At 72.8% G+C, this 26386-nt stretch carries 19 protein-coding genes and 1 riboswitch; of the genes, 7 read left to right on the top strand and 12 right to left on the bottom strand.

Features of this window, described 5'->3' with window-relative positions:
* Nucleotides 1-83 precede the first annotated feature (83 nt).
* Nucleotides 84-992: a hypothetical protein gene (locus tag KK483_RS21980; protein ID WP_262006914.1), complete on the top strand. Its 909-nt coding sequence runs from the start codon at nt 84-86 to the stop codon at nt 990-992.
* 13 nt (nt 993-1005) lie between these two features.
* On the opposite strand, the gene KK483_RS21975 is transcribed toward KK483_RS21980, so the two are convergent.
* A complete protein-coding gene (locus tag KK483_RS21975) occupies nt 1006-2850 on the bottom strand; it encodes a DUF6350 family protein (RefSeq protein ID WP_262009631.1) in 1845 nt (614 codons plus the stop codon).
* A gap of 149 nt (nt 2851-2999) precedes the next feature.
* Here KK483_RS21975 and KK483_RS21970 point away from each other — a divergent pair, with 149 nt between their 5' ends.
* Nucleotides 3000-4301: a helix-turn-helix domain-containing protein gene (locus tag KK483_RS21970; protein ID WP_262006913.1), complete on the top strand. Its 1302-nt coding sequence runs from the start codon at nt 3000-3002 to the stop codon at nt 4299-4301.
* Nucleotides 4302-4433: 132 nt separating this feature from the next.
* Here KK483_RS21970 and sucD read toward each other — a convergent pair whose 3' ends face one another.
* The 8 genes from sucD to KK483_RS21930 all read right to left on the bottom strand — a co-directional run bounded on the left by sucD (nt 4434) and on the right by KK483_RS21930 (nt 14681).
* Nucleotides 4434-5318 carry a succinate--CoA ligase subunit alpha gene (sucD, locus tag KK483_RS21965; RefSeq protein ID WP_262006912.1) on the bottom strand — a complete coding sequence of 295 codons (885 nt, stop codon included), beginning with the start codon at nt 5316-5318 and terminating at the stop codon, nt 4434-4436.
* Nucleotides 5319-5343: 25 nt separating this feature from the next.
* Nucleotides 5344-6522 carry an ADP-forming succinate--CoA ligase subunit beta gene (gene sucC, locus KK483_RS21960; protein ID WP_262006911.1) on the bottom strand — a complete coding sequence of 393 codons (1179 nt, stop codon included), beginning with the start codon at nt 6520-6522 and terminating at the stop codon, nt 5344-5346.
* Nucleotides 6523-7055: 533 nt separating this feature from the next.
* Nucleotides 7056-8009 carry a hypothetical protein gene (locus tag KK483_RS21955; protein WP_262006910.1) on the bottom strand — a complete coding sequence of 318 codons (954 nt, stop codon included), beginning with the start codon at nt 8007-8009 and terminating at the stop codon, nt 7056-7058.
* Nucleotides 8010-8096: 87 nt separating this feature from the next.
* Nucleotides 8097-8975 (bottom strand): hypothetical protein, encoded by an 879-nt coding sequence (locus KK483_RS21950; RefSeq protein ID WP_262006909.1) that lies wholly within the window; start codon nt 8973-8975, stop codon nt 8097-8099.
* A gap of 198 nt (nt 8976-9173) precedes the next feature.
* Nucleotides 9174-10442 (bottom strand): VWA domain-containing protein, encoded by a 1269-nt coding sequence (locus tag KK483_RS21945; protein ID WP_399014460.1) that lies wholly within the window; start codon nt 10440-10442, stop codon nt 9174-9176.
* Nucleotides 10439-13021 carry a DUF5682 family protein gene (locus KK483_RS21940; RefSeq protein ID WP_262006908.1) on the bottom strand — a complete coding sequence of 861 codons (2583 nt, stop codon included), beginning with the start codon at nt 13019-13021 and terminating at the stop codon, nt 10439-10441. The genes KK483_RS21945 and KK483_RS21940 overlap by 4 nt, the downstream gene beginning before the upstream one ends.
* A complete protein-coding gene (locus KK483_RS21935; RefSeq protein ID WP_262006907.1) occupies nt 13018-14130 on the bottom strand; it encodes an AAA family ATPase in 1113 nt (370 codons plus the stop codon). The genes KK483_RS21940 and KK483_RS21935 overlap by 4 nt, the downstream gene beginning before the upstream one ends.
* A gap of 122 nt (nt 14131-14252) precedes the next feature.
* Complete coding sequence (locus tag KK483_RS21930; protein WP_262006906.1) at nt 14253-14681, bottom strand: MmpS family protein; 429 nt, start codon at nt 14679-14681, stop codon at nt 14253-14255.
* Nucleotides 14682-14811: 130 nt separating this feature from the next.
* Between KK483_RS21930 and KK483_RS21925 the strand changes: the two genes are divergently transcribed.
* Nucleotides 14812-16179, top strand: coding sequence for an SWIM zinc finger family protein (locus tag KK483_RS21925; protein ID WP_262006905.1), 1368 nt, complete (start codon nt 14812-14814; stop codon nt 16177-16179).
* Between the two features lie 62 nt (nt 16180-16241).
* Nucleotides 16242-17888 carry a DUF5691 domain-containing protein gene (locus KK483_RS21920; protein WP_262006904.1) on the top strand — a complete coding sequence of 549 codons (1647 nt, stop codon included), beginning with the start codon at nt 16242-16244 and terminating at the stop codon, nt 17886-17888.
* A 133-nt stretch (nt 17889-18021) separates the two neighbouring features.
* On the opposite strand, the gene KK483_RS21915 is transcribed toward KK483_RS21920, so the two are convergent.
* Nucleotides 18022-18435, bottom strand: coding sequence for a cobalamin B12-binding domain-containing protein (locus KK483_RS21915; protein ID WP_262006903.1), 414 nt, complete (start codon nt 18433-18435; stop codon nt 18022-18024).
* A 364-nt stretch (nt 18436-18799) separates the two neighbouring features.
* On the opposite strand from KK483_RS21915, the gene KK483_RS21910 reads away from it, so the two are divergent.
* Nucleotides 18800-19630, top strand: a complete 831-nt coding sequence (locus KK483_RS21910) for an alpha/beta fold hydrolase (RefSeq protein WP_262006902.1) — start codon at nt 18800-18802, stop codon at nt 19628-19630.
* A gap of 221 nt (nt 19631-19851) precedes the next feature.
* Nucleotides 19852-21477 carry a M23 family metallopeptidase gene (locus tag KK483_RS21905; protein WP_262006901.1) on the top strand — a complete coding sequence of 542 codons (1626 nt, stop codon included), beginning with the start codon at nt 19852-19854 and terminating at the stop codon, nt 21475-21477.
* A gap of 82 nt (nt 21478-21559) precedes the next feature.
* Here the strand turns inward: KK483_RS21905 and pcrA are convergent, their stop codons facing one another.
* On the bottom strand, nt 21560-24037 hold the full coding sequence (gene pcrA / locus KK483_RS21900; RefSeq protein ID WP_262006900.1) for a DNA helicase PcrA: 2478 nt from the start codon (nt 24035-24037) through the stop codon (nt 21560-21562).
* Nucleotides 24038-24370: 333 nt separating this feature from the next.
* Nucleotides 24371-24535, top strand: a riboswitch (cyclic di-AMP (ydaO/yuaA leader).
* Between pcrA and KK483_RS21895 the strand changes: the two genes are divergently transcribed.
* Nucleotides 24534-25733 (top strand): C40 family peptidase, encoded by a 1200-nt coding sequence (locus tag KK483_RS21895; protein WP_262006899.1) that lies wholly within the window; start codon nt 24534-24536, stop codon nt 25731-25733. (Overlaps the previous riboswitch by 2 nt.)
* Nucleotides 25734-25960: 227 nt before the next feature.
* Here KK483_RS21895 and KK483_RS21890 read toward each other — a convergent pair whose 3' ends face one another.
* Entirely contained in the window at nt 25961-26314 is a 354-nt protein-coding gene (locus KK483_RS21890; RefSeq protein ID WP_262006898.1) for a hypothetical protein, read from the bottom strand.
* Nucleotides 26315-26386: the final 72 nt, after the last annotated feature.

Genomic DNA, 26386 nt, shown 5'->3' with positions numbered 1-26386 from the left:
CGGGAGGTAGCGTCTGGGGGCAGGGCCCGTCCCCAGACGGAGTACCCGCGCTCAGAGGTACAAGAGGGGAAGACGTTCACCACATGCCGGACCGACGCCGCCGCACGGCTCTCCGCCTCCCGCTCGCCAGCGAGCGGGGCTCCCTGCTGCTGCGGGATCGCCAGTCCACGGAGCCCACCCCGCCCTCGGATCCCAGGGAGTCGCGCGAGCTCCGGGAGAACCCCTTCGCACCGCCGCCGGAGGGCGCTCCGGACCGGCCGTGGCAGCCGCGGCACGGCGCGGGGGGCGACGGGCCCGGGCGTGACGGATCGGGACGCGACGGATCGGGGCGTGACGGATCGGTGCGCGACTCCGACACCGAGGGCCGTCAGGGCGAAGGCGAACGTCCGGCCTGGGGCAGCCAGTGGAGCAGCCGCCAGCCGGGCCGCTCCTCGGGCGGCTTCGGCGGGCGCTCCGGCGGCCAGGGCGGCGGCGGAGGTCAGGGCAGCGGAGGTCAGGGCGGTGGCGGCCAGGGCGGGCCCGAGAGCGGCGGCGGCCCGGGCACGGGACTGCGCTGGGATCCGACGGACCCCGTCCAGCGCCGCGCGCGGTACGCACTGCTCGCGGGCATGTGGGCGTTCTTCTTCGCCGTCTTCGACCTCACGGAGATCGCGCTGCTGCTGGGTGCGCTGGCGCTGTACTGGGGCGGCAGCGCGCTGCGCGCCAAGGCCCGGCCGTCGGCCGGCGGCACGGGCACGGGTGCCGGCACCGGTGCCCCGGCCGCCACTCCTCCGGCCCAGCCCGTCGGCGGCAAGCCGCAGGTCACGGCGGCGGTCAGCGGCCTGGTCATGGCGACGCTCGCGCTCGCGATCGTGGCGATGACCTTCACCTTGCAGATCGTCTACCGCGACTTCTACACCTGCCGCGAGGACGCCCTCACCAAGACGGGCCAACTCGCCTGCAACGAACTCCTCCCGGATCCCCTCCGCAAGCTGATCGGCGTCCAGGAATAGCCGTCCAGGACCACTAATGCCGGCCGTCGGCGCCTACTGCGCCGACGGCCTCGTCAGTCTTTTCGGTCTTGTCGGCCTTGTCGGCCTCCGGGGCCGGGGCCGGGGCCGGGGCCGGGGCCGGGGCCGGGGCCGGAGGTGCGGCGTCGTCCCGGTCGGGTTCGGCAGGGATGTCGTCGGGCTCATCCGGCTCGTCCGGCTCGGCGACGAGCCAGGCCTCGGACACTTCCTCCGGAGCCGCAGCTTCCGGCACTTCGCCTTCCTCCGGCACCTCGGCTTCCTCCAGCGCCTCGGCTTCCTCCGGCACGTCGGGTTCCGACGGTTCCGACGGTTCCGACGGTTCCGACGCCTCAGGTTCCAGCGCCTCGGGCTCTGGAGGCGTCTTCGGATCCGGCGCCGCGGGAGGCGTCTTCGCGGGCACCTCCAGCGGCGTGTCCAGGGCCGTATCCGGGGGCGTATCCGAGGGCGTGGCCCGGCCCGCCCCCACCCACGGCAACGCCGGAATCGCCGCCACCAGCCCCGCCCACACCCGCTTCAGCGCCGCCCACCGGGTCTCCCGCGCCGCAGCCCGGTCCGGCTGGACGCCCTGCGCACCCCCCCGAAGGCCCCTCAGCCACCAGGCGTGCAGCACCAGCGCCCCCGGCACGCCCACCACGGCGACCCAGACCAGCGCCGCCACCCCCGTCAGCCACCACACCGGCCCGAACGATGCCAGCGGCCCCGTACCCAGCGCACCCCCCGCCGCCCCCGCGAGCACCGCCATCAGCGCCGCGCACAGCACCGCCCCGAGCAAGGCGGCCAGCGCCGTCTCGCGGCGTGTCCACGCGGCCGCCGCCCGGCGCGGGCCCGAGCCGGCGCCCGCGCGGGCCGTGATCCAGGCGACCACCCCGCCCGCGACCACCGGCATCGCCGCGCACGCCCAGGTCAGCCGCGTACCCGGACCGCTCTCCGCCGGTACCGCGGCCAGGAGCGGAAAGTGCGGCAGCACCGGCTCCCCCACGACCGCGAAGGGGGTCGCCGTCGCGCCCGTACCGAGCACGACGCCGGGTCCGAGCCCGTACGACGCCCCCCATACGGCCGCATTCGGCATCAGCGCCAGCGCCAGCAGGAGCACGGCGAAGCGCCCCGGCCAGTCGACCGCCAGCCGCAGGACCGATTCCTGCGCCGCGCCCAGGTGCCCCGCGAGTGACACCGCGAACAGCAGCGCGCCGCCGCCGAGGAGCACCGCGCCCGCCACGCTGGCCGCCCGGATCGCGACGGCGACGCGGGAGCGCGCGAGCGCGACCCGCACGCCTTCCGGCAGCCATCGCGGCAACGGCCCGTACGGCCTGCCGCACGCCGTCCACGCCCCGGCCGCCGCCGAAAGCGTGACCAGTACGGGCAGGTGCAGCATCGCGCTGAGCGGCTCGGCGGCGAGCGGCCCACCGGACGAGTAGACCGCCGCGCCCATCGCCACCAGCAGATATCCGCAGGTCACCCCGAAGACGACGACGCCCGCCGACGCCCGCGGGCCGACCTCGGACTCCAGCGCGTCGCGTGCGGCGCGGTGCGCCAGCCAGACGGGCAGCGCCACCAGCAGCAGCGGTACGAGACCGACCGGCGCGGGCGTGCCCGAGAGCGTCTCGGCCCTGACCACCTCCGTGCCGTGCGCGAGGAGCCACAGTCCCGCCGCCACGTGCAGCGCGCCGCCGAGGCCGCTGTCCGGGTAGGGCGAACTGATCCACATCAGCATGACGAGCGCGGCGAGCGTGCCGAGCCCGAGTCCGGCGGCGATCACCCCTCGCAGGGCGGCCGCCGTCGCCACGGCGGCGGGCGGCCGGGCGCCGTGCACCGCCACGTGGGTCGGGCCGTGATCGGTCATCTGGGTCACGCGGCCATGCTGCCAACGACACGCGCTTTATCCATGTAACAGGCGAATGGCCGTTGTGTCGCTCAAGATACGTTTATGCGCTTTTCGCCCTGGTGCAGACCCCTCACCCAGGGGAGCCCTTCATGACGGGGAGGCCCTTCATGACGCAGACACCGAGCACCACGGACTCGTCCACGAACGCGGCCACTCCGTTGCCCTCCCCGAAAGAGCGGCGCAGGCTGCGGGAGGCCAAAGCGCTCAGCGAGGAGCAAGTGGCCAAGGCCGTCGGGGTCACCCGGGCGACGATCAGATCCTGGGAGACGGGCCGCACCAACCCGCGCGGGCGGAAGCGCGAGGCGTACGCGAAGCTCCTCGCCACGTACGAGGCGGAGCTCGCGGCCGAGGCCCAAGGGGCCGAGCCGGCCGCCGAGATCGACGGAACCGAGCTGGCCGAGCGGGCCGAGCGGGCCGACACGGCCCCGCAGCCACCGGAGCCTCCACAGGCGTACGAACCCGAGGCTGAGACCGACGCCGACGCCGAGCCCGACGCCGAGGCCGAGGAGCCGCACGAGCCCGCGGTCCACCCGTCCGCACCAGTCCGCCCCGACGCGGCATCCCCGCCACCGCCCCCGGTCCCGGTCCCGGCGCTCACCCCCGAGCAGGCGTTCGACGAGCTGTACAGCCACGCCGCCTCGGGCCTCGTACGCCAGGTGCATCTGCTGACCGGCCGCAGAGAGTTCTCGCTGGAGGCCGTCGAGCACGCTTTCCACATCGCCTGGGAGAGCTGGCCCGAGGTCGCTGTCGACCGCGACCCGGCCGGCTGGGTGCGCGCGATGGCGTACGAGTACGCCATGTCCCCCTGGCACCGGCTCCGCCGCTCGCACCGCCGCCCCGAACCCACCGATCCGGGCGCGACGGCGGCCACCGACCCGGACGGCCCGACGCTGCGCGGGACGCTGCTGGACCTGCCGCCCATGTACCGCCGCACGCTGCTCCTCTACGACGGGCTCGGCCTCGACCTGCCCGAGACGGCGGCCGAGACCGAGGCGAGCACCCCCGCCGCCGCCAGCCGCCTGATGCACGCCCGCGCCGCCGTGGCCGAGCTGATGCCCGAACTGGCCGAGCCGGAGCAGTTGCAGGAGCGGCTGGGCGATCTGCTCGTCAACGCGCCGCTACCGGAGCTCGCCTCCGCCCGTGCCGTACGGGCCGGCAGCGAGCGCCGCACCCGGTTCTGGACGCGCGCCGCGATCGGGCTCACCGCCGCGGTCCTCGGGGCGGCAGCTGTCGCGATGGCCACCTCGCAGAGTCACTACGAGCCGCGGCAGGCACCCGGCGAGCCGGTCGGCGGCGTGGCGCCGCGCTTCGGCCCCCCGGCCTTCACCAGGCAGGACGTCGAGCTGCGCACCATGCTGGAGCACCATCCGCGAAAGGGTCCCGAGCGCCTGCTGCCCTCCGCCCGATGAAACGGCGACGGCGAGGAACCGCAGAACGGCAGGAAGACGGCACGAGGAACGGCAGGAAGAACGGCAGGGGCCCGCACCCCGGTCTCCCGGGATGCGGGCCCCTGCCGTGTCTGTCAGCGTCTGTCAGCGCATTCAGCCGGCGAGGATCTCGCGCGCCAGCTTCGCCGTCTCGGTCGGCGTCTTGCCGACCTTCACGCCGGCGGCCTCCAGGGCCTCCTTCTTGGCCTGCGCCGTGCCGGAGGAGCCGGAGACGATGGCGCCCGCGTGGCCCATGGTCTTGCCCTCGGGCGCGGTGAAGCCGGCGACGTAGCCGACGACCGGCTTGGTGACCTTGGCCTTGATGAAGTCGGCCGCACGCTCCTCGGCGTCGCCGCCGATCTCGCCGATCATCACGATCAGGTCGGTGTCCGGGTCGGCCTCGAAGGCCTCCAGGGCGTCGATGTGGGTGGTGCCGATGATCGGGTCACCGCCGATGCCGACGCAGGAGGAGAAGCCGATGTCGCGCAGCTCGTACATCATCTGGTAGGTCAGCGTGCCGGACTTGGACACGAGACCGATGCGGCCGGGCTTGGTGATGTCGGCCGGGATGATGCCGGCGTTCGACTGGCCGGGGGTGATCAGACCCGGGCAGTTCGGGCCGATGATCCGGGTCTTGTTGCCCTTGGCGCCCGCGTGCGCCCAGAACTGCGCGGTGTCGTGGACCGCGACGCCCTCGGTGATGACGACCGCGAGGCCGATCTCGGCGTCGATCGCCTCGATGACCGCGTCCTTGGTGAACTTCTCCGGGACGAAGATGACCGTGACGTCGGCGCCGGTCTGCTCGATGGCCTCCTTGACCGACCCGAAGACGGGGATCTCGGTGCCGTCGAAGTCGACCGTCGTGCCCGCCTTGCGCGGGTTCACGCCACCGACGATGTTCGTGCCGGAAGCGAGCATGCGCTTGGTGTGCTTCTGGCCCTCGGAGCCGGTCATGCCCTGGACGATGACCTTGGATTCCTTGGTGAGGAAAATAGCCATGGTGAGTCTGTGACCTCGTCCCTTGTTACTTGGCAGCAGCCAGCTCGGCGGCCTTGTCGGCCGCGCCGTCCATGGTGTCCACACGCTGCACGAGCGGGTGGTTGCGGTCGTCCAGGATCTGCCGACCCAGCTCCGCGTTGTTGCCGTCGAGGCGCACGACCAGAGGCTTCGTCACGGCCTCGCCCTTGGACTCGAGGAGCTCCAGGGCCTGCACGATGCCGTTGGCGACCGCGTCGCACGCGGTGATGCCGCCGAAGACGTTGACGAAGACGGACTTGACGTCCGGGTCGCCGAGGATGATCTCCAGGCCGTTCGCCATGACCTCGGCGGAGGCGCCACCGCCGATGTCGAGGAAGTTGGCGGGCTTGACGCCGGCGTGGTTCTCACCTGCGTAGGCGACGACGTCGAGGGTCGACATGACCAGACCCGCGCCGTTGCCGATGATGCCGACCTCGCCGTCGAGCTTGACGTAGTTGAGGCCCTTGGCCTTGGCCGCAGCCTCGAGCGGGTTGGCTGCGTCCTTGTCCTCGAGCGCCGCGTGCTCCGGCTGGCGGAACTCGGCGTTGGCGTCGAGCGACACCTTGCCGTCGAGCGCGAGGACGCTGCCGTCGGCGACCTTGGCGAGCGGGTTGACCTCGACGAGGAGCGCGTCCTCGGCGACGAAGGTCTTCCAGAGGGTCTGCAGCACCTCGGCGACCTGCTCGGCCACGTCGGCCGGGAACTTCGCGGCCTCGACGATCTCGCGGGCCTTCTCGGCGGTGACGCCCTCGTTGGCGTCGACCGGGATCTTGGCGAGGGCCTCGGGCTTGGTGGCCGCGACCTCCTCGATGTCCATGCCGCCCTCGACGGAGGCCATGGCCAGGAAGGTGCGGTTGGTGCGGTCGAGGAGGTACGAGACGTAGTACTCCTCGGCGATCTCCGGCGCGAGCTCGGCCAGCATCACCTTGTGGACCGTGTGGCCCTTGATGTCCATGCCGAGAATCTGGCCGGCCTTCTCGACGGCGTCGGCCGGGTCGGAGGCGACCTTGACACCGCCGGCCTTGCCGCGGCCGCCGACCTTGACCTGCGCCTTGACGACGGACTTGCCGCCGAGACGCTCGGTCACCTCGCGCGCCGCCTCAGGCGTGTCGATGACTTCACCGGCCAGCACCGGTACACCGTGCTTGGCGAAGAGGTCCCTCGCCTGGTACTCGAACAGGTCCACGCGCGTCCGTCCCTTTTCAGTGATTCGCGGTTCGTTGTCTGCGTGGGCAGTGCCGCGGAGGGCAACGTGACTGCGCTGTCACTAGGGAGGCGTACACGGTGGCCGGGCACGCGGCATGTCCGTCTCGCAGGTTATCCCCGTGGGCCGTGGGTCCCTAAATCGCAGATCACACAGGAGCGGTGATACCGGTCACAGATCGCGCGCACGGCGGAACCGTGCGGTTACGGGACGGCCACGAGGCGGGCACGGCGGGAGTACGGCGCGGGTACGCCGGTGGGGGACCCCGGAGGTGCGACGCCGAAGGACCCCCGGCGTGCGCCGGGCCACGCGGGGAGCGCGCTCACGGGCGGCCCCCACCCCAATGGGGACCGCCCGTGAGCATGCGTGCGGCTGGGACCCGCCGGTCACCGCCGCAGTGGTCGGGTGCTGGGCCAGAACCCTGGGTCGGCACCCTGGCCAGAACCCTGGGTCGGCACCCTGTCCAGAACCCTGGGTCGGCACCCTGTCCAGAGCCCTGGGTCAGATGCCCTGCGTCAGATGCCCTGGGTGAGGTGCCCGCCCAGGCCGTCGACGTAGCTCGGAGTGACCGCGTACGCCACGTCCTGGACACCGGAGACGGCGTTCCCCGCGACCGGGGACTCCGTGACCGTGCCCGTCAGGTCCTGCGCGAACGGCCGCACCTCGGAGACGACACCTCCGGTGAACGGCCGCACGTCCGCGACGACACCGTGCGCGAGCGTGCCGGCGCTGCCGCCGACCCCGTACACGACCGGCTCGACGTGGTCGACGACGGTGTCGACCAGCGGCCGGACCGAGCCGGCGACGCCGCCCGCGAAGGGCCCGACCTCGGCGACCACGCCGTCGGCGAACGGAGGGACGCCGCCCACGACGCCGCCCGCGAAGGGCGCCACGTCGCCGACGACACCGGTGGCGAGGCCGCCGGCGTCACCGACGGCCTGGCCCGCGACCGGGACGGCACCGGCGACTGCCCGGCCGACGACCGGCGGCAGCACGTCCTGAGCCGTCTCGTCGACGATCGGGGCCATGTGGCCGGGGGTCTGCTCCACGAGTTCGGGAGCGAAGTCGCAGAGCGGGCCAAAGAGGTAGTCGATCTCGCCGGTGGCCTGGGCGGCGGTGTGCTCGGCGGCGCCCGTGACCCCGCCGATCGTGGCCTCGGCGTGCCGGTGGGCCTGATCGGCGACGGGCCGGGCCTGCTCGTGGGTGACGTCCTCGACGATGTGCTGGGCCGTGGTCTGCGCGGTGTCCTGAGCGGTGACCCGGCCGGTGGTCGCGGTCGTCTGCGCGGTGACGTGCGCAGCGTCCTCGACCGCGTCGAGAGCCTTGTCGAGGGCCGTGTCGACGGGCTTGTCGGGAGTGGAGAGGGAGAGCGAGGGAAGCTCGTCGGCGCTGGCGGCGGCGGTACCGATGGCCCACATCCCGGCGGCACCGGCGGCGACGGCTATGGAACGACGGATGTTCTTGTTCATGTTCGGGTGATTCCTTTGAATTCCGAGGGTTCGGGCAGACCTGCTCCGCCCCCGCGCGGCAGGTCTCAGGCGAGGGAACGGCCTGCCCTATCCGGGGAATTCGAGAATGTCGCGGTGGCGCTCGCGCACCGCGGTGCCGGTGACCGGCTGCCGGGGTCCGGGCAGGAGCCCGTGCTCCACGGCGTCCTGGGACAACGCCCCCTGCAGCTCGCCGCGGTGCGTGTGTCCGTCACCGGCGGTCTGCGCCACGGCGCAGCCGCCAGGCGCGGCGGGCGCACGGCCGGGCGGCGCGAGCGGGAGCCCTCCGCCGAGCGCCGGACCGACGCGCGTGCGGTGCACCGCCACCGCGGAGCCCGCATACGTGCTGTCGTACGCCTGCGTCCCCGCGGACCCGGCTGCGCGCGGGTCGTCACCGTGGCCGGCGGCCGGGGCGGTGGCGGTCTGTGGCAGGTCCTGTCCGGGGGTTGCCGCCGGTCCCGGTGCAGGATCCGCCGGGGAAGAGGGAACGGGCACGGGTATTCCGGCACCGGGCCGCTCGGGCAGGGACGGCGCGGGCAACGGGCCTTCGGGCAGGGCCTGTTCGACGCCGCGGCCCACGCCCTGGACCGCGCCCTCGACCGCCTGCTCGACAGGCTCGACGACGCTGTGCACGACGGGCTCGACCACGTGCTTCGCGACGGCGCCACCGGCCGACTCGGCCGACTCGACCGGCCTGGAGGGGTCGGGGCCCGCGGAGTGCTCGGAGAGCCGGGAAGCGTGCCCGGCGGCCCTTGAGGCTGTGGGCTCGGCGGACTCGGCGGTCCGGCCGGTGTCGGGCACTCGCTCCACCGCAGCCGCACCCGGTCGCTCCGCTGCCTGCGCCTGACCGCCGAGGACGAACCCCAGCACCATCAACCCGCCGACGAACAGCAGCATCTGCGCCGCGCGCACCGCATACCGCCCGGCCGCCCCGCGCGCGAGGCGCACGGCGGCTGCGGGACGAACAGCGGTGAAAGTCAAAGCGGGACGAGCCCTCCCAGTCGCGGAACACGCCCCTCCGGGGGCACGGGGGACGATGCTCGCACGAACCTCCCCGGTTCGTGCAAGCCCCTTGTTACTGATGGGTCACCATGTCCGGTATGCCCAGCGGCCGGACGGCCGGGACCCCTCCGCCGGCCCCGCGCCTCACCCCTCCGCCGGCACCGGCAGCGGCCGCTTCTCGATCGCCGCCGCCATGATCTCCGGGAAGAGGTCGGGGGTGCACGCGAACGCCGGTGCGCCCAGGGCCGCCAGCGCCGCCGCGTGCTCGCGGTCGTACGCCGGCGCGCCCTCGTCGGAGAGCGCGAGGAGCGCGACGAACTGCACGCCCGACGCCTTCATCGCCGCGACGCGTTTGAGCATCTCGTCGCGTATACCGCCTTCGTAGAGGTCGCTGATCAGCACGACGACGGTGTCGGCGGGCCGGGTGATCTGCGACTGGCAGTAGGCGATCGCCCGGTTGATGTCCGTACCGCCGCCGAGCTGGGTGCCGAACAGGACGTCCACGGGGTCGTCCAGCTGGTCCGTCAGGTCCACGACCGCCGTGTCGAAGACGACGAGGCGGGTCGCGATCGACCGCATGGAGGCGAGCACCGCGCCGAAGACCGACGCGTACACCACCGACGCCGCCATCGAGCCCGACTGGTCGATGCACAGGACGACGTCCTTCTTCACCGTCTGCGCGGCGCGGCCGTAGCCGATCAACCGCTCGGGCACGATCGTGCGGTACTCCGGGAGGTAGTTCTTCAGGTTCGCACGGATCGTGCGGTCCCAGTCGATGTCGTGGTGGCGCGGGCGGCTGATCCGGGCGCTGCGGTCCAGCGCCCCGGTGAGCGTGGCACGGGTGCGGGTGGCCAGGCGCCTCTCCAGGTCCTCGACGACCTTCCGGACGACGGCCCGTGCGGTCTCCTTCGTCGTCTCGGGCATCGCCTTGTTGAGCGAGAGCAGCGTGCCGACGAGATGGACGTCCGCCTCGACGGCCTCGAGCATCTCCGGCTCCAGCAGCAGGGTGCTGAGGCCGAGCCGGTCGATCGCGTCCCGCTGCATGACCTGGACGACGGAGCTCGGGAAGTACCTCCGGATGTCGCCGAGCCAGCGCGCCACGCTCGGCGCGGAGCCTTCGAGCCCGGCCGAACGCTTCCCGTACGTCCGCTCCTGACCGCTCCCCGTGCCGTAGAGCGCGCCGAGCGCGCCGTCCATCGCCGCGTCCGTGCCGGTCAGGGCGCACCCCGTACCTCCCCCAGAGCCTTCGGCCTGGGGGGACCTCCAGGCTTCCCCGCCGAGCACGAGCCGCCAGCGCCGCAGCCGCTCGTCGGCGGCGTCCGCCACGGGACCCGCCACGGAGCCCGCCGTCGTCAGCGCCGTCGTCGTCTGCGCCGTCGTCGCCTGCGCCGTCGTCGTCCGCGCCGTCGTCATTCGTGGTCCCCCTCCAGGATCAGCCTCAGCACGGGCAACACCGCGTCGGCCCGCTCCTCGTCGAGTCCGGCACCGAATCCGGGCGCACCGGCCTCTCCCTCCGGCACTCCCCCGCCCGTTGCCACCGGGCCGCGCCGCACCAGCTCCCCCAACGTCCGCCGCACACCCGGCTCGTACGCGGAGAACGTGCGCCGCAGCAGCGGCAGCACGTCCGTGAGCGCCTCCGCGGGCACGGACGTCAGCCAGGCGTCGACGAGGCCGAGCAAACGCTCGTCGTGGACCAGGAGCATGCCGCCTCCCGACGCGCCACCGACGAAACCCTCGATCCAGGCGGCGGCGTCGGCGGGCGGGGTGCCGGGCGAGAGCGCGAGGCTCACGAGCCGCGCGGCCTCGTCGTCGGCGAGCCGGCCGTCGTCCAGCAGCAGCCGGGCCGCGCGGCCGCGAATCACCCCGGGCACTGTGTCCCTGAGCGCGAGCCTGCGCAGGACGTCCGCCCAGCGCCCGCTCAGCTCCGCGGCCCCGGGCAGCAGGCCGATCGCGGTGTGCACACCGTCGAGGTGGCCGCGCATCGCGGCGGCGCCGTCGGCGTCGAGCCCGGTGCAGGCGGGCGGAAGGCCGACGCATATCCGCTGGGCGAGCCCGGCCGCGACCTCGCCGAGCGCCGCGGTGTCTGTGGCGCGCACATCCCCGTACCGCAGGGAGCGGGCGAGCGCGGGCAGCGCCTGGGCCAGGTGGCCGACGTCGGCGTCGAGGGCGGCCCGGTCGGCGAGGGCCTTCATCACGACGGGGAGCGCATCGGGCAGTCCGGCCAGGAGGCAGCGCTCCGCGAGCGCGGTGACATCGGCGAGCGCGGTCGCCGACGCGGCCTCCGACTCCGCCTTGGCGGTGGCGGCCGAGTGCACCGTGGTGCCCCAGACGCCGGACTCGGCGACCTTCACGTACAGCTCGGGCTCCCAGCGCAGCCGCCAGGTCTCCCGGAACGTGCCGGTCGAGCCGCGGCCCGCCGCCGGGGTGCCCCAGCCCACGCCGAGCAGCCGCAGCCGGTGCAGCAGCCGGCTGCGTGCCGCGTCGGTCTCCTTGCGCAGATCGAGCTCCGTCTCGCGCTCCAGCAGCTCCGGTTTGAGCCGCAGGGTGCGCTGAACGCGCGCCAGGTCGCGCTGGAGCGGAACGGCCGGGGCCGCCTCGGGCACTTCACCGAGCACATCGCCGGTGATCAGCCGGTCCCGGATCAGCTCGAGCGGCACATCGGAGCCGTCGCACATGACGGCCCGTACGGCGTCGGTCGTCTCGCCCAGTCCGGCGAGCGGTCTGCCGCGCATCGCGGCGAGCGTCCCCGCGAGCCGGACCGCCTCGATGACATGGGCCGAGGACACGATGCGGTCCTCGTCCCTGAGCAGTCCGGCGACCTTGGTCATCCACCGCTCGACGGGGCGGTCCGGGGCGTCGAACAGGTGCGCGTACCAGCCGGGGGAGTCGATTCCCGCGCCGTACCCTCCCCCGGGGCTTCGCCCGGGAGGTGCCCCCAGCCGGGCGAGCCTGCGGTGCGTCCAGGGCACCCAGGTCGCCTCGATCCTGACCTTGGGCAGCCCCTTGAGCAGCGCGCGGTCGGCCGTGGCCGTCGGATTCCCGGTCCGCCCGGTCCGCCCGGTCCGCCCGGTCCGCCCGGTGAGCGCGGGGACGTGCCAGGCGCCGCAGACGACGGCGACCCCGTCGCCGAACTCCCTGCGCGCGGCGCGGAGCCGGATCCGCATATGGGCCTCCCGCACCAGGTCCCGGGCGTCCCCGCCGCGTCCGTACGTCTCGCGGAGCGCGGCCATGGCCTCGCCGAGCACGGCGAACGGTGCGAGCGGATCGCCGTCGGCCGTCGCACCGCGGGCCGCGACGCCGCGGTGCTCGACGACGTCCTCCCACCAGCGCTCCGGGTCGTCGTACCCGGCGGTGCCGGCGAGCACGGCGATCGGATCGACCCGCAGCGCCGCGGCTCGCCCGTCCCCTTCACCGTCCGGGTGGACCTCCCCATCCTCCTCGCCGTCGCCCCAGGTGGGGTCCAAGGCCAGCGAGTGGGCGGCGGGCAGGTCGATGAAGCGCACGGGCACGCCGTGCGCCAGCGCCCAGCGGATCGCGACCCACTCCGGCGAGAACCCGGCCATCGGCCAGAACGCCGCCCGCCCGGGGTCGTCGACGGCGTGCGCGAGCAGCGCCACCGGCGGGACCATCGCCTCGTCGGCGGCGAGCGCCAGCAGCGCGTCCCCTTCGGGCGGGCCCTCGATGAGCACGGCCTTCGGCCGCACGGCGTCGAGCGCCCGCAGCACGGCCCGCGCCGACCCGGGACCGTGATGCCGCACCCCGAGCACCAGCGGCCCGTCGGCCGGCCACTGCCTCTCCCCTCCAGAAGCAGTGGCCGAGCGCGGGGCGCCCCCGTCCGTCCGCCCGCCCGGGGCGGCGCCCCCGTCGCAGGACGGGGCCGCGTCGGCGTCGGCGCGAACTCCGGTGCCCTCCTCGCCCCCCGGCGCGGAGGACACCGGATACGGCTCGGCCGCGGGCGAGGCCGGCATCGCGGCCGTCGCGGTCCCGGTCATGCACTCACCTCGCGGCAGGCGCGATAGAAGTCCTTCCAGCCGTCCCGCTCCCGCACGACCGTCTCCAGGTACTCCTGCCAGATGACCCGGTCCGCCGCCGGATCGCGGACGACCGCGCCGAGGATCCCGGCCGCCACGTCGCCGGAGCGCAGCATCCCGTCACCGAAGTGCGCGGCCAGTGCGAGCCCGTTCGTCACGACGGAGATCGCCTCGGCCGTGGAGAGCGTCCCCGAGGGGGACTTGAGCTTCGTACGGCCGTCCTCCGTGACCCCGTCGCGGAGTTCCCGGAAGACGGTGACGACGCGCCGGATCTCGTCAACGCCCTCGGGCACCGCAGGCAGGTCGAGCGAGCGCCCTATCTGGTCGACGCGCCGCGACACGATGTCGACCTCCGCGTCCGCCGTCGCGGGCAGCGGCAGCACCACCGTGTTGAACCGGCGCCGCAGCGCGCTCGACAGCTCGTTCACCCCGCGGTCACGGTCGTTCGCCGTGGCGATGAGGTTGAAGCCGCGGACCGCCTGCACCTCCTGCCCCAGCTCGGGGATCGGCAGAGTCTTCTCCGACAGGATCGTGATGAGGGTGTCCTGCACATCGGCCGGGATGCGGGTGAGTTCCTCGACCCGTGCGGTCATGCCCTCCGACATGGCGCGCATGACGGGGCTCGGCACGAGCGCGTCCCGGCTGGGGCCGTGGGCGAGCAGCCGCGCATAGTTCCACCCGTAGCGGATCGCCTCCTCGGGCGTGCCGGCCGTGCCCTGCACCAGCAGGGTGGAGTCGCCGCTCACGGCGGCGGCGAGATGCTCGGAGACCCAGGTCTTCGCGGTGCCGGGCACGCCGAGAAGAAGCAGCGCACGGTCGGTGGCGAGCGTGGTGACGGCGACCTCGACGATCCGGCGCGGCCCCACGTACTTCGGCGTGATCACGGTCCCGTCGGGCAGCGTGCCACCGAGCAGGTAGGTGGCCACCGCCCACGGCGACAACCGCCAGCGCGCCGGCCGCGGCCGGTCGTCGGCCGCGGCCAGCGCCTTCAGCTCGTCGGCGAAGGCGTCCTCGGCGTGGGGCCGCAGGGCCTCGGTGCCGGTGGCTGCTCGGGTTTCGGGCACGGTCATGGATCCCCCTCCAGATCGATCGACCGGATGTGGTTCCCACCGTGCACCATGCCACTGACAATCGGCCGTCTCCGCAGCTCGAAGCCGCGATCGGGGCCGAAGTCGGCGGTGTCGGGGCCGGGTTACCCGGCGAGCGGGGAGATCGCGACGCAGCCGGTCGCGGCCGCGATGCCCGCGTCCTTCTCCTCCTTGATGACCTCACCCTTGTACGTGATCCTGCAACCGACCTCGGCGCCGGTCGGATCGAGCGCGATCGGCACGACGGTGGGCGCCTCGATGCCCTTCAGAGTCACGGTCTTCTTCCACGGCAGCGCGGGCTTCTGCACCGACTCCAGCTTCGGTTCGGCGGCGGTGCCGCCGCCGGCGTTGTACTCGATCGAATCGACGCTCTTGCCCGTGACCTCGTACGTCACTTCGTACGTCTCGTTCACGGCCTTGTCGACCGTGTCGACGGCCGCGTCACAGCCGGAGAGGCCGAGCGTGAGGCCGGCTGCGGCGAGCGCGCAGGCGGCGGTACGGATGGTGCGGGTGGCGCGGGTGGCGCGGTTCATGCGGGATCCCCCCTCGGATCGGAAATGTCTCGACCGCAGAGAATCGCAAAGAGAAGGCAAAGTCAACTGCCGTTCCCGCGAACCCGCAGGTCAGGGCCGTTTGTCAGTGGTGCACCGTAGCGTTTCCGACATGAATCAGCAGGGGGTGCGCTGGACGGCGGAGCAGGTGCTGGCTCTGGCTCCTGACGCTGCGTCACGCAAGGCGGGAAGCAAGCTCGGCGCGGCCGGGCCGTGGTCGGACGCGGGCAGCGACGGCTCGGGGGCCGTCTGGGGCCTGTGCAAAGGCAGCGGCAGCAAGCCGTATCAGACGATCGTGGACACGACCGGCCCGGCGTACAAGTGCAGTTGCCCGAGCCGCAAGTTCCCATGCAAGCACGCGCTGGGGCTGCTGCTGCTCTGGGCGGGCGCCGAGGAGTCGGTCCGCGACGGCGAGGTGCCGGACTGGGCCGGGGAGTGGCTGGCCGGCCGGCGCCAGCGCGCGGCGGAGAAGCAGGGGCGGGACGCGGCCGGCGGGCCGTCCGCGAGGACCGGTGATCCGGAGGCCGCCCGGCGCAGGGCGGAGCGACGGGCGGGCAGGGTCACCGCGGGAGCGATGGAGTTGGAGCAGCGGCTGGTGGATCTGCTCCGCGGCGGCCTGGCCTCCGCGGAGCAGTCGGGGTACGGCCTGTGGGAGGAGACGGCGGCCCGCATGGTCGATGCGCAGGCGCCGGGCCTTGCGGGCCGGGTAAGGGAATTGGGCGCCGTCCCGGGCACCGGCCCGGGCTGGCCGGTGCGGCTGCTGGAGGAGTGTGCGCTGGTGCATCTCCTCGACCGGGCCTGGCTCGACATCGGGCGGCTTCCGGAGCCACTGGCCGCGACGGTGCGCACGAGAGTCGGGCTGACCGCGCCCGCCGACGGACCCCCGGTCAGGGACGACTGGCTGGTGCTCGCCCAGTACGACACGACGGACGGCAGGATCACCGCGCGCCGCATATGGCTGCATGGGCGGGCGACCGGGCGGACGGCGCTGCTGCTCTCCTTCGGTGCCGCAGGGCGCGCGCCGCAAGTGGCTCTGCCCGCCGGTCTGATGCTGGACGCCGAGCTCGTGCCGTACGGGGGCGCGGGGCAGTTGCGGGCCGACCTGGGCGAGCAGTTCGGTGCCCCGGTCCCGATCAAGTCCCCGCCGCCGGGCTGCTCCACCGCCGACGCGCTCGCCGCCTACGGAGCGGCGCTGCGGGACGACCCGTGGCTGGACTCCTGGCCGGTCACGCTCACCGGGGTCGTGCCGGTCCCCGGGCACGAGGGCTGGCAACTGGCGGACGCGGACGGCCGGTCCGCGCTGCCCGTCACATCCGCCGCGGGCTCCCGGCCGGGGTTGTGGAAGCTCGCCGCGCTCTCCGGGGGCGGCCCGGTCACCGTCTTCGGCGAGTTCGGCCACCGGGGCTTCGCGCCCCTGGCCGCGTGGTCCGACCGGGCCGCCGGCGCCGACGAGGCCCCCGAGACGGTCGCCCTCACCTGAACACGCGCGTGTATCGCGCGTACCGCGTGTACCGCATGTACCGCATGTATACGGAGGACCTGATGACCAGCACGATCCGCACGAACGCCTGGGAAGAGCTCGTCACCTCCGCTCTCCTCGGCACCGACCGGCGCACACCGCCGGCCGACGTGCTGGCGCCCGGCAAGGAGGCGCCGGTCGCACTGCTGGACGCGGCCGCGCTGCACACCGTGCGCCGACGGGCCGGGCTGCGGGCCGCACCGGCCCGGCCGCTCCCCGAGCCCGCACCGCACGACGACCGCCGCGCGCTGCCCGAGCCCGCCCGGCGCCGGCTCACCCAACTGCTGGCCGACCGGGCAGCGCCCACGGGCTCGGGCGGCCGTCGCGGCACGACGCCCGACCTCACCGAGCTGCTCCCGCAGTGGCTGGCCACCGCCAACGAGCACGGCTACCGCGCCCCGGCCTCCACCCTGCCCGCCCTGCTCGACGCCGCTCGCGCCCGCACCGACCTGCGGCCCCTGGCGCTGCGCTTCGCCGGTCCCCGCGGACTGTGGCTCGCCCGGCTCAACGCCGACTGGAAGTTCGCCCTGCGCGGTGCGCCGGGAGGATCGGCCCTGCCGGCAGCGGACGACGCGGAGGCCGTCCGCAGGCTGTGGGAGGAGGGCCTCTTCGCCGAGCGGGTCGCCCTGCTCGGTGCCGTACGGGCCCACGACCCGGCCGCGGCGCTGGCTCTGCTGTCCGCGACCTGGCCGACCGAGCGGGCGGAGGACCGGCTGATGTTCCTGGACTCGCTGCGGACCGGGCTGGCCGACGCGGACGAGCCGTTCCTGGAGCAGGCCCTGTCCGACCGCAGCCGCAATGTGCGGGCCACAGCGGCCGAGCTGCTCTCCGCCCTGCCGCACTCCGCGCTCGCCGCCCGGATGGCGGCGCGGGCCACCACCTGCGTGGGGCCGGACCGGACGGACGGTACGGCGCGGATCGCCGTGGAGGCGCCGCACGAATGCGATGCGGCGATGCAGCGGGACGGGGTGGTGCCGACGCCGCCCTCGGGACGGGGCGAACGGTCCTGGTGGCTCGGCCAGTTGGTGGAGGCCGCACCGCTGTCCACCTGGCCGGAGCGGCTCGGGGGACGCACCGCCGACGAGATCGTCGCCCTGCCCGTCGCCGACGGCTGGGGTGAGGAGCTCCAGGCCGCATGGTGCCGGGCCGCGGTGCGGCAGCGGGACCCGGAGTGGTCCCGCGCCCTCCTCGGCGCACCCGCCGCACCGCCGTCGACCGGGCCCGCGACGTCGTCCCTCGCGGAGCGGGCCAAGCTGCTGGCGACGCTGCCGGACGGCGAACGGGCGGAGTGGGTCGCCGCGTTCATATCGGCGCACGGCCTGTCGGAAGCGTTCCAGCTCCTCGGCGTGTGTGCCGTGCCGTGGGCGGGGGCGCTGGGCCGCGCGGTGGTCGACGCGCTCGACATCGCGCGAGACGGTGGGAGCTACCCGTGGAGCTTCAGCGGCGTGATGGGCCTCGCCGAGCGCTGCCTCGACCCCGCCGAGGCGGCTCACCTCGAGCTCCTCACGGCGATACCGGACGAGGCGGAGGGGGCCTCGCCGGGGGCGGGTGGTTATTGGTCCGAGGCGTTCCAGCGTCTCGTCTCCACGCTCCGCCTCCGCGCGACGATGCAAACGGAACTGGCCCCCGGCACGCCGTGTGCGCCGGGCTCACCCCCTGGCGCGGAGTGAGCCGGCGTTCCTTGTCCTCCGGCCCCGCACGGTCCCGGTCCCTCCGGCGCCGCACAGTTCCTCCGGCGCCGCACGGACCGGGTGTGCCGGGGTCACCCGGTGGCGGGTGACGTGGCTGCTCCCGGCGGTTGCGCTACGCGTCGGCCGGGTGGCGGACGTTGGCCTTGACCCAGTCGACGATGGACGCCGTCGTCGCCCCCGGGGTGAAGATCGCCGCGACGCCCTTCTCCTTCAGCGGCGGGATGTCCGCTTCCGGGATGATGCCGCCGCCGAAGACCTTGATGTCCGCCGCGTCGCGCTCCTTCAGGAGCTCGATGACCTTGGCGAAGAGCGTGTTGTGGGCGCCCGAGAGGATGGAGAGGCCGATCGCGTCGGCGTCCTCCTGGATCGCGGTGTCCACGATCTGCTCGGGGGTCTGGTGGAGGCCGGTGTAGATGACCTCCATACCGGCGTCACGCAGCGCCCGCGCGATGACCTTCGCGCCGCGATCGTGGCCGTCGAGACCCGGCTTGGCCACCACCACGCGGATCGGACCGGTCACACCCATCACTGCCTCCACATACCGACTGCGCCGTCTTCGGCACGGACCCCGTGCCGGCTAGGGCCGGGGAGGTGAACGAACGTTATCTACAGCATCCCGCAACCCGCCGTTTCACGGTGGACAGCGAGGGGGAAATCACACGTGGGACATGTTCGCTACGCGTCGTACCCGCATCGGGTGGCGGTCAGTCGCACCCGGCCGTGTGCAGCACGGCCGCCGCGAGGACGGGACAGCGCAAGGGGAGCCGCTACTCGGTCGCCGTACCACCGTGCCGCCAGCCGCGCGGCACGGCGGTACGGCCCATCGGCAGCCCCATGAGGGCATACGGGGGACGGAGCCGTCGATCCGTGTGCCGTTCGGGAGGTCGGCCATGGGGTTCCTGCCGCTGCCGCTCTTGCGGATACGCCTGTCGATCGCACTGCTCCAGGCCACCGCGCTGGAGCTGGCGATCCTCGCGGGCCATCTGCTCCTCTACCCGTCGGGCGTCTGGCCTGAGCGGCCCGGACGGCCCGTCGACGACACGCCCGCACCCGGGACGCAGGCACTGCCGTCGGCCTCGCGCCAGGCGCATCCCCCTGTCGTCCTGCTCCACGGCTTCATCGACAACCGCTCGGTCTTCGTCCTGCTCCGCCGTGCCCTCGCACGCAACGGACGCTGCCACATCGAGTCGCTCAACTACTCACCGCTGACGTGCGACATACGGACAGCCGCCGGACTGCTCGGCCGCCATATCGAGGAGATCTGCGCCCGCACCGGCCACACCGAGGTCGACATCGTCGGGCACAGCCTCGGCGGCCTGATCGCCCGCTACTACGCCCAGCGCCTCGGCGGCGACCGGCGCGTCCGGACGCTCGTCACGCTCGGCACGCCCCACTCGGGCACGACCGTCGCCCCGCTCGCGAGCGCTCACCCCATCGTGCGCCAGATGCGTCCCGGTTCCGATGTGCTGGAGGAGCTGCGGCGGCCGGCGCCCGGGTGCCGGACCCGGTTCATCAGCTTCTGGAGCGATCTCGACCAGGTGATGATCCCGCTGGAAACGGCTTGCATCGACCATCCGGATCTGCTTGCACAGAACGTCCGGGTGAGCGGAATCGGTCATCTCGCCCTCCCCGTGCATCCCGCCGTCGCCGCGAGCATTCGCCAAGTACTCGAACCGTCCGAATCGGGCGCCGACTCGTCCGGAGCGGTGTCCGTCGCCTGAGCCCGGCACATGAACGAGGGTCGAACACTCCTCGAACGTAAGGCCAAAGCTCTTCCTTCAGTCCGCCGAAAGGCGGCCGAATGCCCGTTTCCCGCCCGCCCAAAACCTGCGGAAGATTGTCGGCGTCGCATACCGCCGGGTACAGTCGCGCCCACTGCGTTCCTCGGGCCCCACGGAAGGCCCCGGATCCTGGTCCTGCTGCCGAGGCGAGAGAGAAGTTGGTGAACGACCAGCACACCGACGCCGGGTACGACGCCTACGCCGCCGGCAGCTTCGACACCGACCCGCTCTTCGGTGCCCTCCCGGGCAGTTATGACTACGACGCCGGGTACAGCGGGCAGTACGACGCGACGCAGTGGCAGTCAGCGGCAGCGGGGTACGACCCCTACGCGACGCAGACGCAGACGCAGGGAAACCAGCAGCAGCAGCAGCAGCAGTACGACACCACCGGGCAGTGGGACGCCAACGCCTGGAACCAGACAGGGCAGTTCGAGACCGCGGCGGCCACCTTCGGGTACGACGCGACGGGCCAGTGGCCGGCGGCCGCCGGGTACGGCACGACGTCGTACGAGACCGGTTCGTACGACGCCACCGCCTGGAACTCGGCCGCGGGGACCGCCACCGAGCAGCTCACCGACGCCCACCAGACCTACCAGGCGGACTACGCCGGGCACACGGAGCACGTCGACTACGCCCCATACGCCGACTACAGCGGCTACTACTCCGGGCACGCCTCCATTCCGGAACAGTTCTCCCCCGCGAGCGAGTTCACCTCCCATCCTGAGCACATCCCGGATCACGTTCCGGACCTCGTTCCGGGTGACGCGGCGGATTTCCGGCCCGAGCCCGAAGCCGGACTCGAAGTCGGCCTCGAAGCCGAGGCGGACCACCGGACCGCCGCCCCCGAGGCCGGATCCGAATCCGAATCCGCAGCGGACGACGGCGCGTACGAGTACGAATACGGCCGCGACCGTGAGTACGACGGCGACCACGATCACGAGTACGGCCACGACGAGACCGAACTCGTCGCCGCCGCGGAAACCGTCACGGCCCCGGCCGTCAGCGTCGCCGCCGCCCGCCCCGTACGCCGCTCGGGCGGAAGCCGCGGCCGTCGCCGTACCCCCGCCAAGCGTTCGGCCATGCTCACCGTGGCCGTGCCCTCCGTGTGCGTCATGGGCGTCGCGGGTGTCGCGGCCGCATCCGTCACAGGGCTGACCGGCGGCGACGACAAGAAGGACGACAAGACCTCGGTCACGGCCGCCGATCCGGCGACCGTCAAGCCCGTCGCCGCGAACAGCAAGCTCGACACCCAGCTCGCCGCACTCAGCGAGGACGCCCGCGACTTCGGCGACCGCGCCAGCCGCACCCAGGAGCGCATCGACCTCAAGGCGCGCCAGGAGGCGGAGCGCAAGAAGCGCGAGGAGGAGGCCGCGCGCCGCGAGGCGCTGCGCCCCAAGTTCGCGCTGCCGGTCAGCCAGCACGGGCTCAGCGCGTACTACGGCCAGGCCGGCGTCAACTGGATGTCCATGCACACCGGCATCGACTTCCCCGTCTCGTACGGCACTCCCGTGATGGCCGCGAGCGACGGCACCGTACGCACGCAGTGGAACAGCGCGTACGGGAACATGGCCATCGTCACCGCCGCCGACGGCACGGAGACCTGGTACTGCCATCTCAGCAGCACCAAGATCCGTTCGGGCTCGGTCAAGGCCGGCGATGTCATTGCGTACTCCGGCAATTCGGGCAACTCCACCGGCCCGCATCTGCACTTCGAGGTCCGGCCGGGCGGGGGCTCCGCGATCGACCCGCTGTCGTGGCTGCGCAGCCACGGCCTGAACCCGTCGTAATCACCGTGTGAGGCGGCCGCCGAGGGCCGCGCGAGGCGGTGCCCTTCGGCGGCCCTTGCCGGCCCTCGTCGGCCCTCGCCCGCTACAGCTTTTCGACCGGCGCGTACCGCAGCAGCAGCCGCTTCGGCTTCGCGTCCCCGAAGTCGATCGTCGCCTGCGCATCGCCGCCCGAACCGGTCACCGCCATCACGGTCCCGAGCCCGAACTGGTCGTGGGTGACGCGGTCCCCCACCGCCAGTGCGATCACCGGCTTGTCCGTCGTCCGCCGCGTGGCGAAGCCCGAGGGGCCGGAACGCGAGCGGGACGAGGAGAGCGACGAAGAGAGCGAGGACGTGATTCCGGACGTCGGTCCGGCGGGCGCGGCCATCGGGCCCGTGCGCTTCCACTGCAGATGCGCGTCCGGGATCTCCTCCAGGAACCGCGACGGCGGGTTGTACGCCGGCTGGCCCCAGGCGCTCCGCATCGACGACCGGGTCAGATAGAGCCGCTCGCGGGCGCGTGTGATGCCCACGTACGCCAGCCGGCGCTCCTCCTCCAGCTCCTTGGTCTGGCCCAACGCCCGCATGTGCGGGAAGACGCCGTCCTCCATGCCCGTGAGGAAGACGACCGGGAACTCCAGACCCTTGGCCGTGTGCAGCGTCATCAGTGTGATGACGCCGGCGCCTTCTTCGTCCTCGTCGGGGATCTGGTCGGAGTCGGCGACGAGCGCGACCTGCTCCAGGAACTCGGCGAGCGTGCCCGAGCCCTCCTCGTCGCCGCGCGCCTGCTCGTATTCGAGCGCGACCGCGGCAAGCTCCTGGAGGTTCTCGATACGGGTCTCGTCCTGCGGGTCGGTCGACGCCTGCAACTCGGCGAGGTAACCGGTCCGTTCGAGCACGGCCTCCAGGACCGTCGCGGGGCCCGCACCGGACTCGACGATCGTGCCGAGCTCCTCCATCAGCGTGTTGAACCGCTTCACGGCGTTCGCGGAGCGGGCCGCCATGCCGTACGCCTCGTCCACGCGGCGCAGCGCCTGCGGGAAGGTGATCTTCTCGCGCAGCGCCAGCGCGTCGACCATCGCCTCGGCGCGCTCGCCGATGCCGCGCTTGGGCACATTGAGGATGCGGCGCAGCGGGACGTTGTCCTCGGGGTTGGCGAGGACGCGCAGGTAGGCGAGGACGTCCCGGACCTCCTTGCGCTCGTAGAAGCGCACGCCGCCGACGACCTTGTAGGGCAGGCCGACGCGGATGAAGATCTCTTCGAAGACGCGGGACTGGGCGTTCGTCCGGTAGAAGACCGCGACGTCGCCGGCCTTGGCCTCGCCCGCGTCCGTCAGCCGGTCGATCTCGTCGGCGACGAACTGGGCCTCGTCGTGCTCGGTGTCCGCGACGTAGCCGGTGATCTGGGCGCCTGCGCCCGCGTTCGTCCACAGGTTCTTGGGGCGGCGGCTCTCGTTGCGCTCGATCACCGCATTGGCGGCCGACAGGATCGTCTGCGTCGAGCGGTAGTTCTGCTCCAGCAGGATCGTCGTAGCCTCCGGGTAGTCCTCCTCGAACTGGAGGATGTTGCGGATCGTGGCGCCGCGGAAGGCGTAGATCGACTGGTCGGCGTCGCCCACGACGCACAGCTCGGCCGGGCCGAGGTCCTCGTACCCGGGGCCGACCAGCTCGCGCACCAGCGTGTACTGCGCGTGGTTGGTGTCCTGGTACTCGTCGACCAGGACGTGGCGGAACCGGCGCCGGTAGTGCTCGGCAACGTCCGGGAACGCCTGGAGCAGATGGACCGCGGTCATGATGATGTCGTCGAAGTCCAGCGCGTTGGCCTCGCGCAGCCGCGCCTGGTACATCCGGTACGCCTCTGCCAGCGTCTTCTCGAACCCGTCGGCGGCCTGGTCGGCGAAGGTCTCCTCGTCGATCAGCTCGTTCTTCAGGTTCGAGATCTTGGCGCTGAACGACTTCGGGGGGTAGCGCTTCGGATCGAGGTCGAGGTCGCGGCAGACGAGGGCCATGAGCCGCTTCGAGTCGGCGGCGTCGTAGATCGAGAAGGACGACGTGAAGCCGAGCCTCTTGCTCTCCCTGCGCAGGATGCGGACGCAGGCGCTGTGGAAGGTGGAGACCCACATGGCGTTGGCGCGCGGGCCGACGAGGTGCTCGACGCGCTCCTTCATCTCGCCCGCGGCCTTGTTGGTGAACGTGATCGCCAGTATCTGACCGGGGTGGACGTGGCGGGTCGCCAGCAGATGGGCGATCCGGTGGGTCAGCACCCGGGTCTTGCCGGAGCCGGCGCCGGCCACGATGAGCAGGGGCGAGCCGGTGTGGACGACGGCGGCGCGCTGCTGCTCGTTCAGGCCGTCGAGCAGTGCGGCCGGGTCCACGGCGGGGCGGTGCGCTCCGTCCCGGTAGTAGGCGTCCCGGGCCGGGGGCACGTCGAACTTCCCCTCGAAGAGGTCGTGCGGGACCTCCTCGCGGGGCCCGTGCTCGTCCGGCTCGTGGAGCTCGTCGTGCTCGGGCGGCGGGGGCTCCTCCGGTCCCGAGGTGCGCCGGAGGTCCGCCAGGAAGCTGTCGTCAAAGAGGCTGCTCATCGCTTTACGAGTCTAGGCCGCCGCACTGACACTCCGCCGCCGCCTTGGCGACAACAGGTCCCCTCCCGCCGCGACCGGTCCGCGGTCCGGCCTGCCGCCCGGTCCGCCGTCCGGTCCGCCGTCCGGTCCGCCGTCCGACCCCTGTCCGGCCTGCTGCCCAGCCGGCCGTGCGGCCGCTTCCGGCCGGGCACGCTGCGTGGCGCAACGACCACGGCACGCTAAGGTCACGAAAATGTATCGGACATATCGCGCATCGTCCTTCACATGGGCCCCACACTTTGGCTAGCGTGCACGCCCAGGCGGCCCGAACCCCCTTGGCGACCAACGCCGATCGGGCAGCCCACGCCGAATCCGGACTTTCCGCAAGGAAGTTCGGAACCGGGGACCCACCATGCGCAACTGGGGTGAATCGGGCCAAAGTCAACTCGGCCCGTAGGACAGCCTTCCGTTCCGTCCGAACCCGACAGCTAACCCGGTAGGCGGTCGACGGAAGGAGATGGCGGCCTTGGCGTCGCATCGCAAGACCCGTACCCGTACACGTCCCCGTACGAAATCCCCCGCCGTCGGGTTCACGACGGCCGCCCTCGCGGGCATGACCCTCCTCTCCACCCAGAGCGCCCAGGCCGAGCCGCGGCCCAGCGTCGAAGAGGTCCAGAAGAAGGTCGACGACCTCTACCGGCAGGCGGGCAGTGCGACCCAGCAGTACAACAAGGCCAAAGAGGAGACCGCGCAGCAGCGCCGCGAGGTGGGCCAGATCCTCGACGACGTCGCCAAGCGCACCGAGTCGCTGAACGAGGCGCGCCGCACGCTCGGTTCGTACGCGGCGGCGCAGTACCGGACCGGTGCGGTCACGCCGACCGCGGCGCTGCTCTTCGCCGACAGCCCGCAGGCGTACTTCGACCAGACCCATCTGATGGACCGGCTCTCCGACGAGCAGCGGGGCGCCGTCGCCGACTTCGAGAAGCAGCAGGCGGCGGCCGCGAAGCAGCGCGCCAAGGCGACGGAGAGCCTGGAGACGCTGACCGCCTCGCAGCAGTCGCTGCGCACCAGCAAGGAAGCCGTCCAGAACAAGCTCGCCGAGGCGCGGACGCTGCTGGCGGAGCTGACGGCCGAGGAGAAGGCGCGGCTCGCGGAGCTGGAGCGCAAGAAGGCCGAAGAGGCCCGCCGCAAGGCCGAGGAGAGGGCCAGAGCCGAGGCGGAGGCGAAAGCCAAGGCCGAGGCGGAGGCGGAGGCCGAGCGCCGGGCACAGGAGCAGGCGCAGCAGGAGGAAAGCGCCGGGACCGGGACCGGTTCGGGTACGGGTACCGGTACCGGCACGGGCAGCTCGACCGGCTCCGGCACCTACGCCGCCAAGGCCGAGAAGGTCCTCGCCTTCGCCCGCGCCCAGATCGGCAAGCCGTACGTCTGGGGCGCGACCGGGCCCAGCTCGTTCGACTGCTCCGGCCTCACCCAGGCCGCGTGGAAGGAGGCCGGCGTCGAGCTGCCCCGCACCACGTGGGACCAGGTCGAGGTCGGCACGCGCGTCGCCACGGCGGACCTGCTCCCCGGTGACCTGGTCTTCTTCTACGACGACATCAGCCACGTCGGCATCTACATAGGCGACGGCAAGATGATCCACGCGCCGAAGCCGGGCACGAACGTCCGCGAGGAGTCGATCTACTACATGCCGATCTACGGGAGCGTCCGACCGGCCTGACGCCCTGTCGTGCGCGAGACGCGTGACTGACCCCCGGCCGCGGGCGGCCGGGGGTCAGTCACGTCTCCGGACGGGCTCGGTCACGTTCCCGGCCGGGTGTCACGTCCACAACGTCGCGATGCTGCAATTCCCGGGGGACAACCCCCGGACCCCCGGCCCGGTGTCACGTCCACAACGTCGCAATGCTGCAATTCCCGGGGGACAACCTCCGGCCCCCCGGCCGGACGTCACGTCCACAACGTCGCAATGAAAATGTTCGCCAGCGTCAGGCCGCCCACCGCCGCGAACGCGCCCTTGCCCACCGTCTCCTCGTCCCGCTTGACGTAGACCAGGGCGAGGATCACCACCAGCACCGCCAGCTTGATCCCGACCTTCAGGTTGTTCACCGCCTGGTCGTCGGCCTGGTTGAGCCCCACCAGCGCCACGCCCGTGACCAGCATGGTCAGCGCACCGTGCAGCATCGCGGGCGTGAAGCGCGCCGTTCCCTCGCCCATCGACTTCATCTGGGTCAGGAAGCCGCCGAGCAGCGCCGCGATACCGATGATGTGCAGGGCGACAAAGACATTGATGAGTACGTCCATGGCACCGGAGCCTAGCCGCACGGTCCGAAAGCGACCCCGGCGGTCCGACTCCCGCCAATAACGGTCATGGTG

This window comes from Streptomyces sp. FIT100 (assembly GCF_024584805.1).
Taxonomy (GTDB): Bacteria; Actinomycetota; Actinomycetes; order Streptomycetales; family Streptomycetaceae; genus Streptomyces.
This window is presented reverse-complemented; position numbering and strand designations above follow the sequence as displayed.

Bases quoted from the DNA above. Each gene is read 5' to 3' on its own strand.
- KK483_RS21980 (WP_262006914.1), top strand. From the start codon at position 84: ATGCCGGACCGACGCCGCCGCACGGCTCTCCGCCTCCCGCTCGCCAGC.
- KK483_RS21975 (WP_262009631.1), bottom strand. From the start codon at position 2,850: ATGACCGATCACGGCCCGACCCACGTGGCGGTGCACGGCGCCCGGCCG.
- KK483_RS21970 (WP_262006913.1), top strand. From the start codon at position 3,000: ATGACGCAGACACCGAGCACCACGGACTCGTCCACGAACGCGGCCACT.
- sucD (WP_262006912.1), bottom strand. From the start codon at position 5,318: ATGGCTATTTTCCTCACCAAGGAATCCAAGGTCATCGTCCAGGGCATG.
- KK483_RS21955 (WP_262006910.1), bottom strand. From the start codon at position 8,009: ATGAACAAGAACATCCGTCGTTCCATAGCCGTCGCCGCCGGTGCCGCC.
- KK483_RS21945 (WP_399014460.1), bottom strand. From the start codon at position 10,442: ATGACGACGGCGCGGACGACGACGGCGCAGGCGACGACGGCGCAGACG.
- KK483_RS21940 (WP_262006908.1), bottom strand. From the start codon at position 13,021: ATGACCGGGACCGCGACGGCCGCGATGCCGGCCTCGCCCGCGGCCGAG.
- KK483_RS21935 (WP_262006907.1), bottom strand. From the start codon at position 14,130: ATGACCGTGCCCGAAACCCGAGCAGCCACCGGCACCGAGGCCCTGCGG.
- KK483_RS21930 (WP_262006906.1), bottom strand. From the start codon at position 14,681: ATGAACCGCGCCACCCGCGCCACCCGCACCATCCGTACCGCCGCCTGC.
- KK483_RS21925 (WP_262006905.1), top strand. From the start codon at position 14,812: ATGAATCAGCAGGGGGTGCGCTGGACGGCGGAGCAGGTGCTGGCTCTG.
- KK483_RS21920 (WP_262006904.1), top strand. From the start codon at position 16,242: ATGACCAGCACGATCCGCACGAACGCCTGGGAAGAGCTCGTCACCTCC.
- KK483_RS21915 (WP_262006903.1), bottom strand. From the start codon at position 18,435: ATGGGTGTGACCGGTCCGATCCGCGTGGTGGTGGCCAAGCCGGGTCTC.
- KK483_RS21910 (WP_262006902.1), top strand. From the start codon at position 18,800: ATGGGGTTCCTGCCGCTGCCGCTCTTGCGGATACGCCTGTCGATCGCA.
- pcrA (WP_262006900.1), bottom strand. From the start codon at position 24,037: ATGAGCAGCCTCTTTGACGACAGCTTCCTGGCGGACCTCCGGCGCACC.
- KK483_RS21895 (WP_262006899.1), top strand. From the start codon at position 24,534: ATGGCGGCCTTGGCGTCGCATCGCAAGACCCGTACCCGTACACGTCCC.
- KK483_RS21890 (WP_262006898.1), bottom strand. From the start codon at position 26,314: ATGGACGTACTCATCAATGTCTTTGTCGCCCTGCACATCATCGGTATC.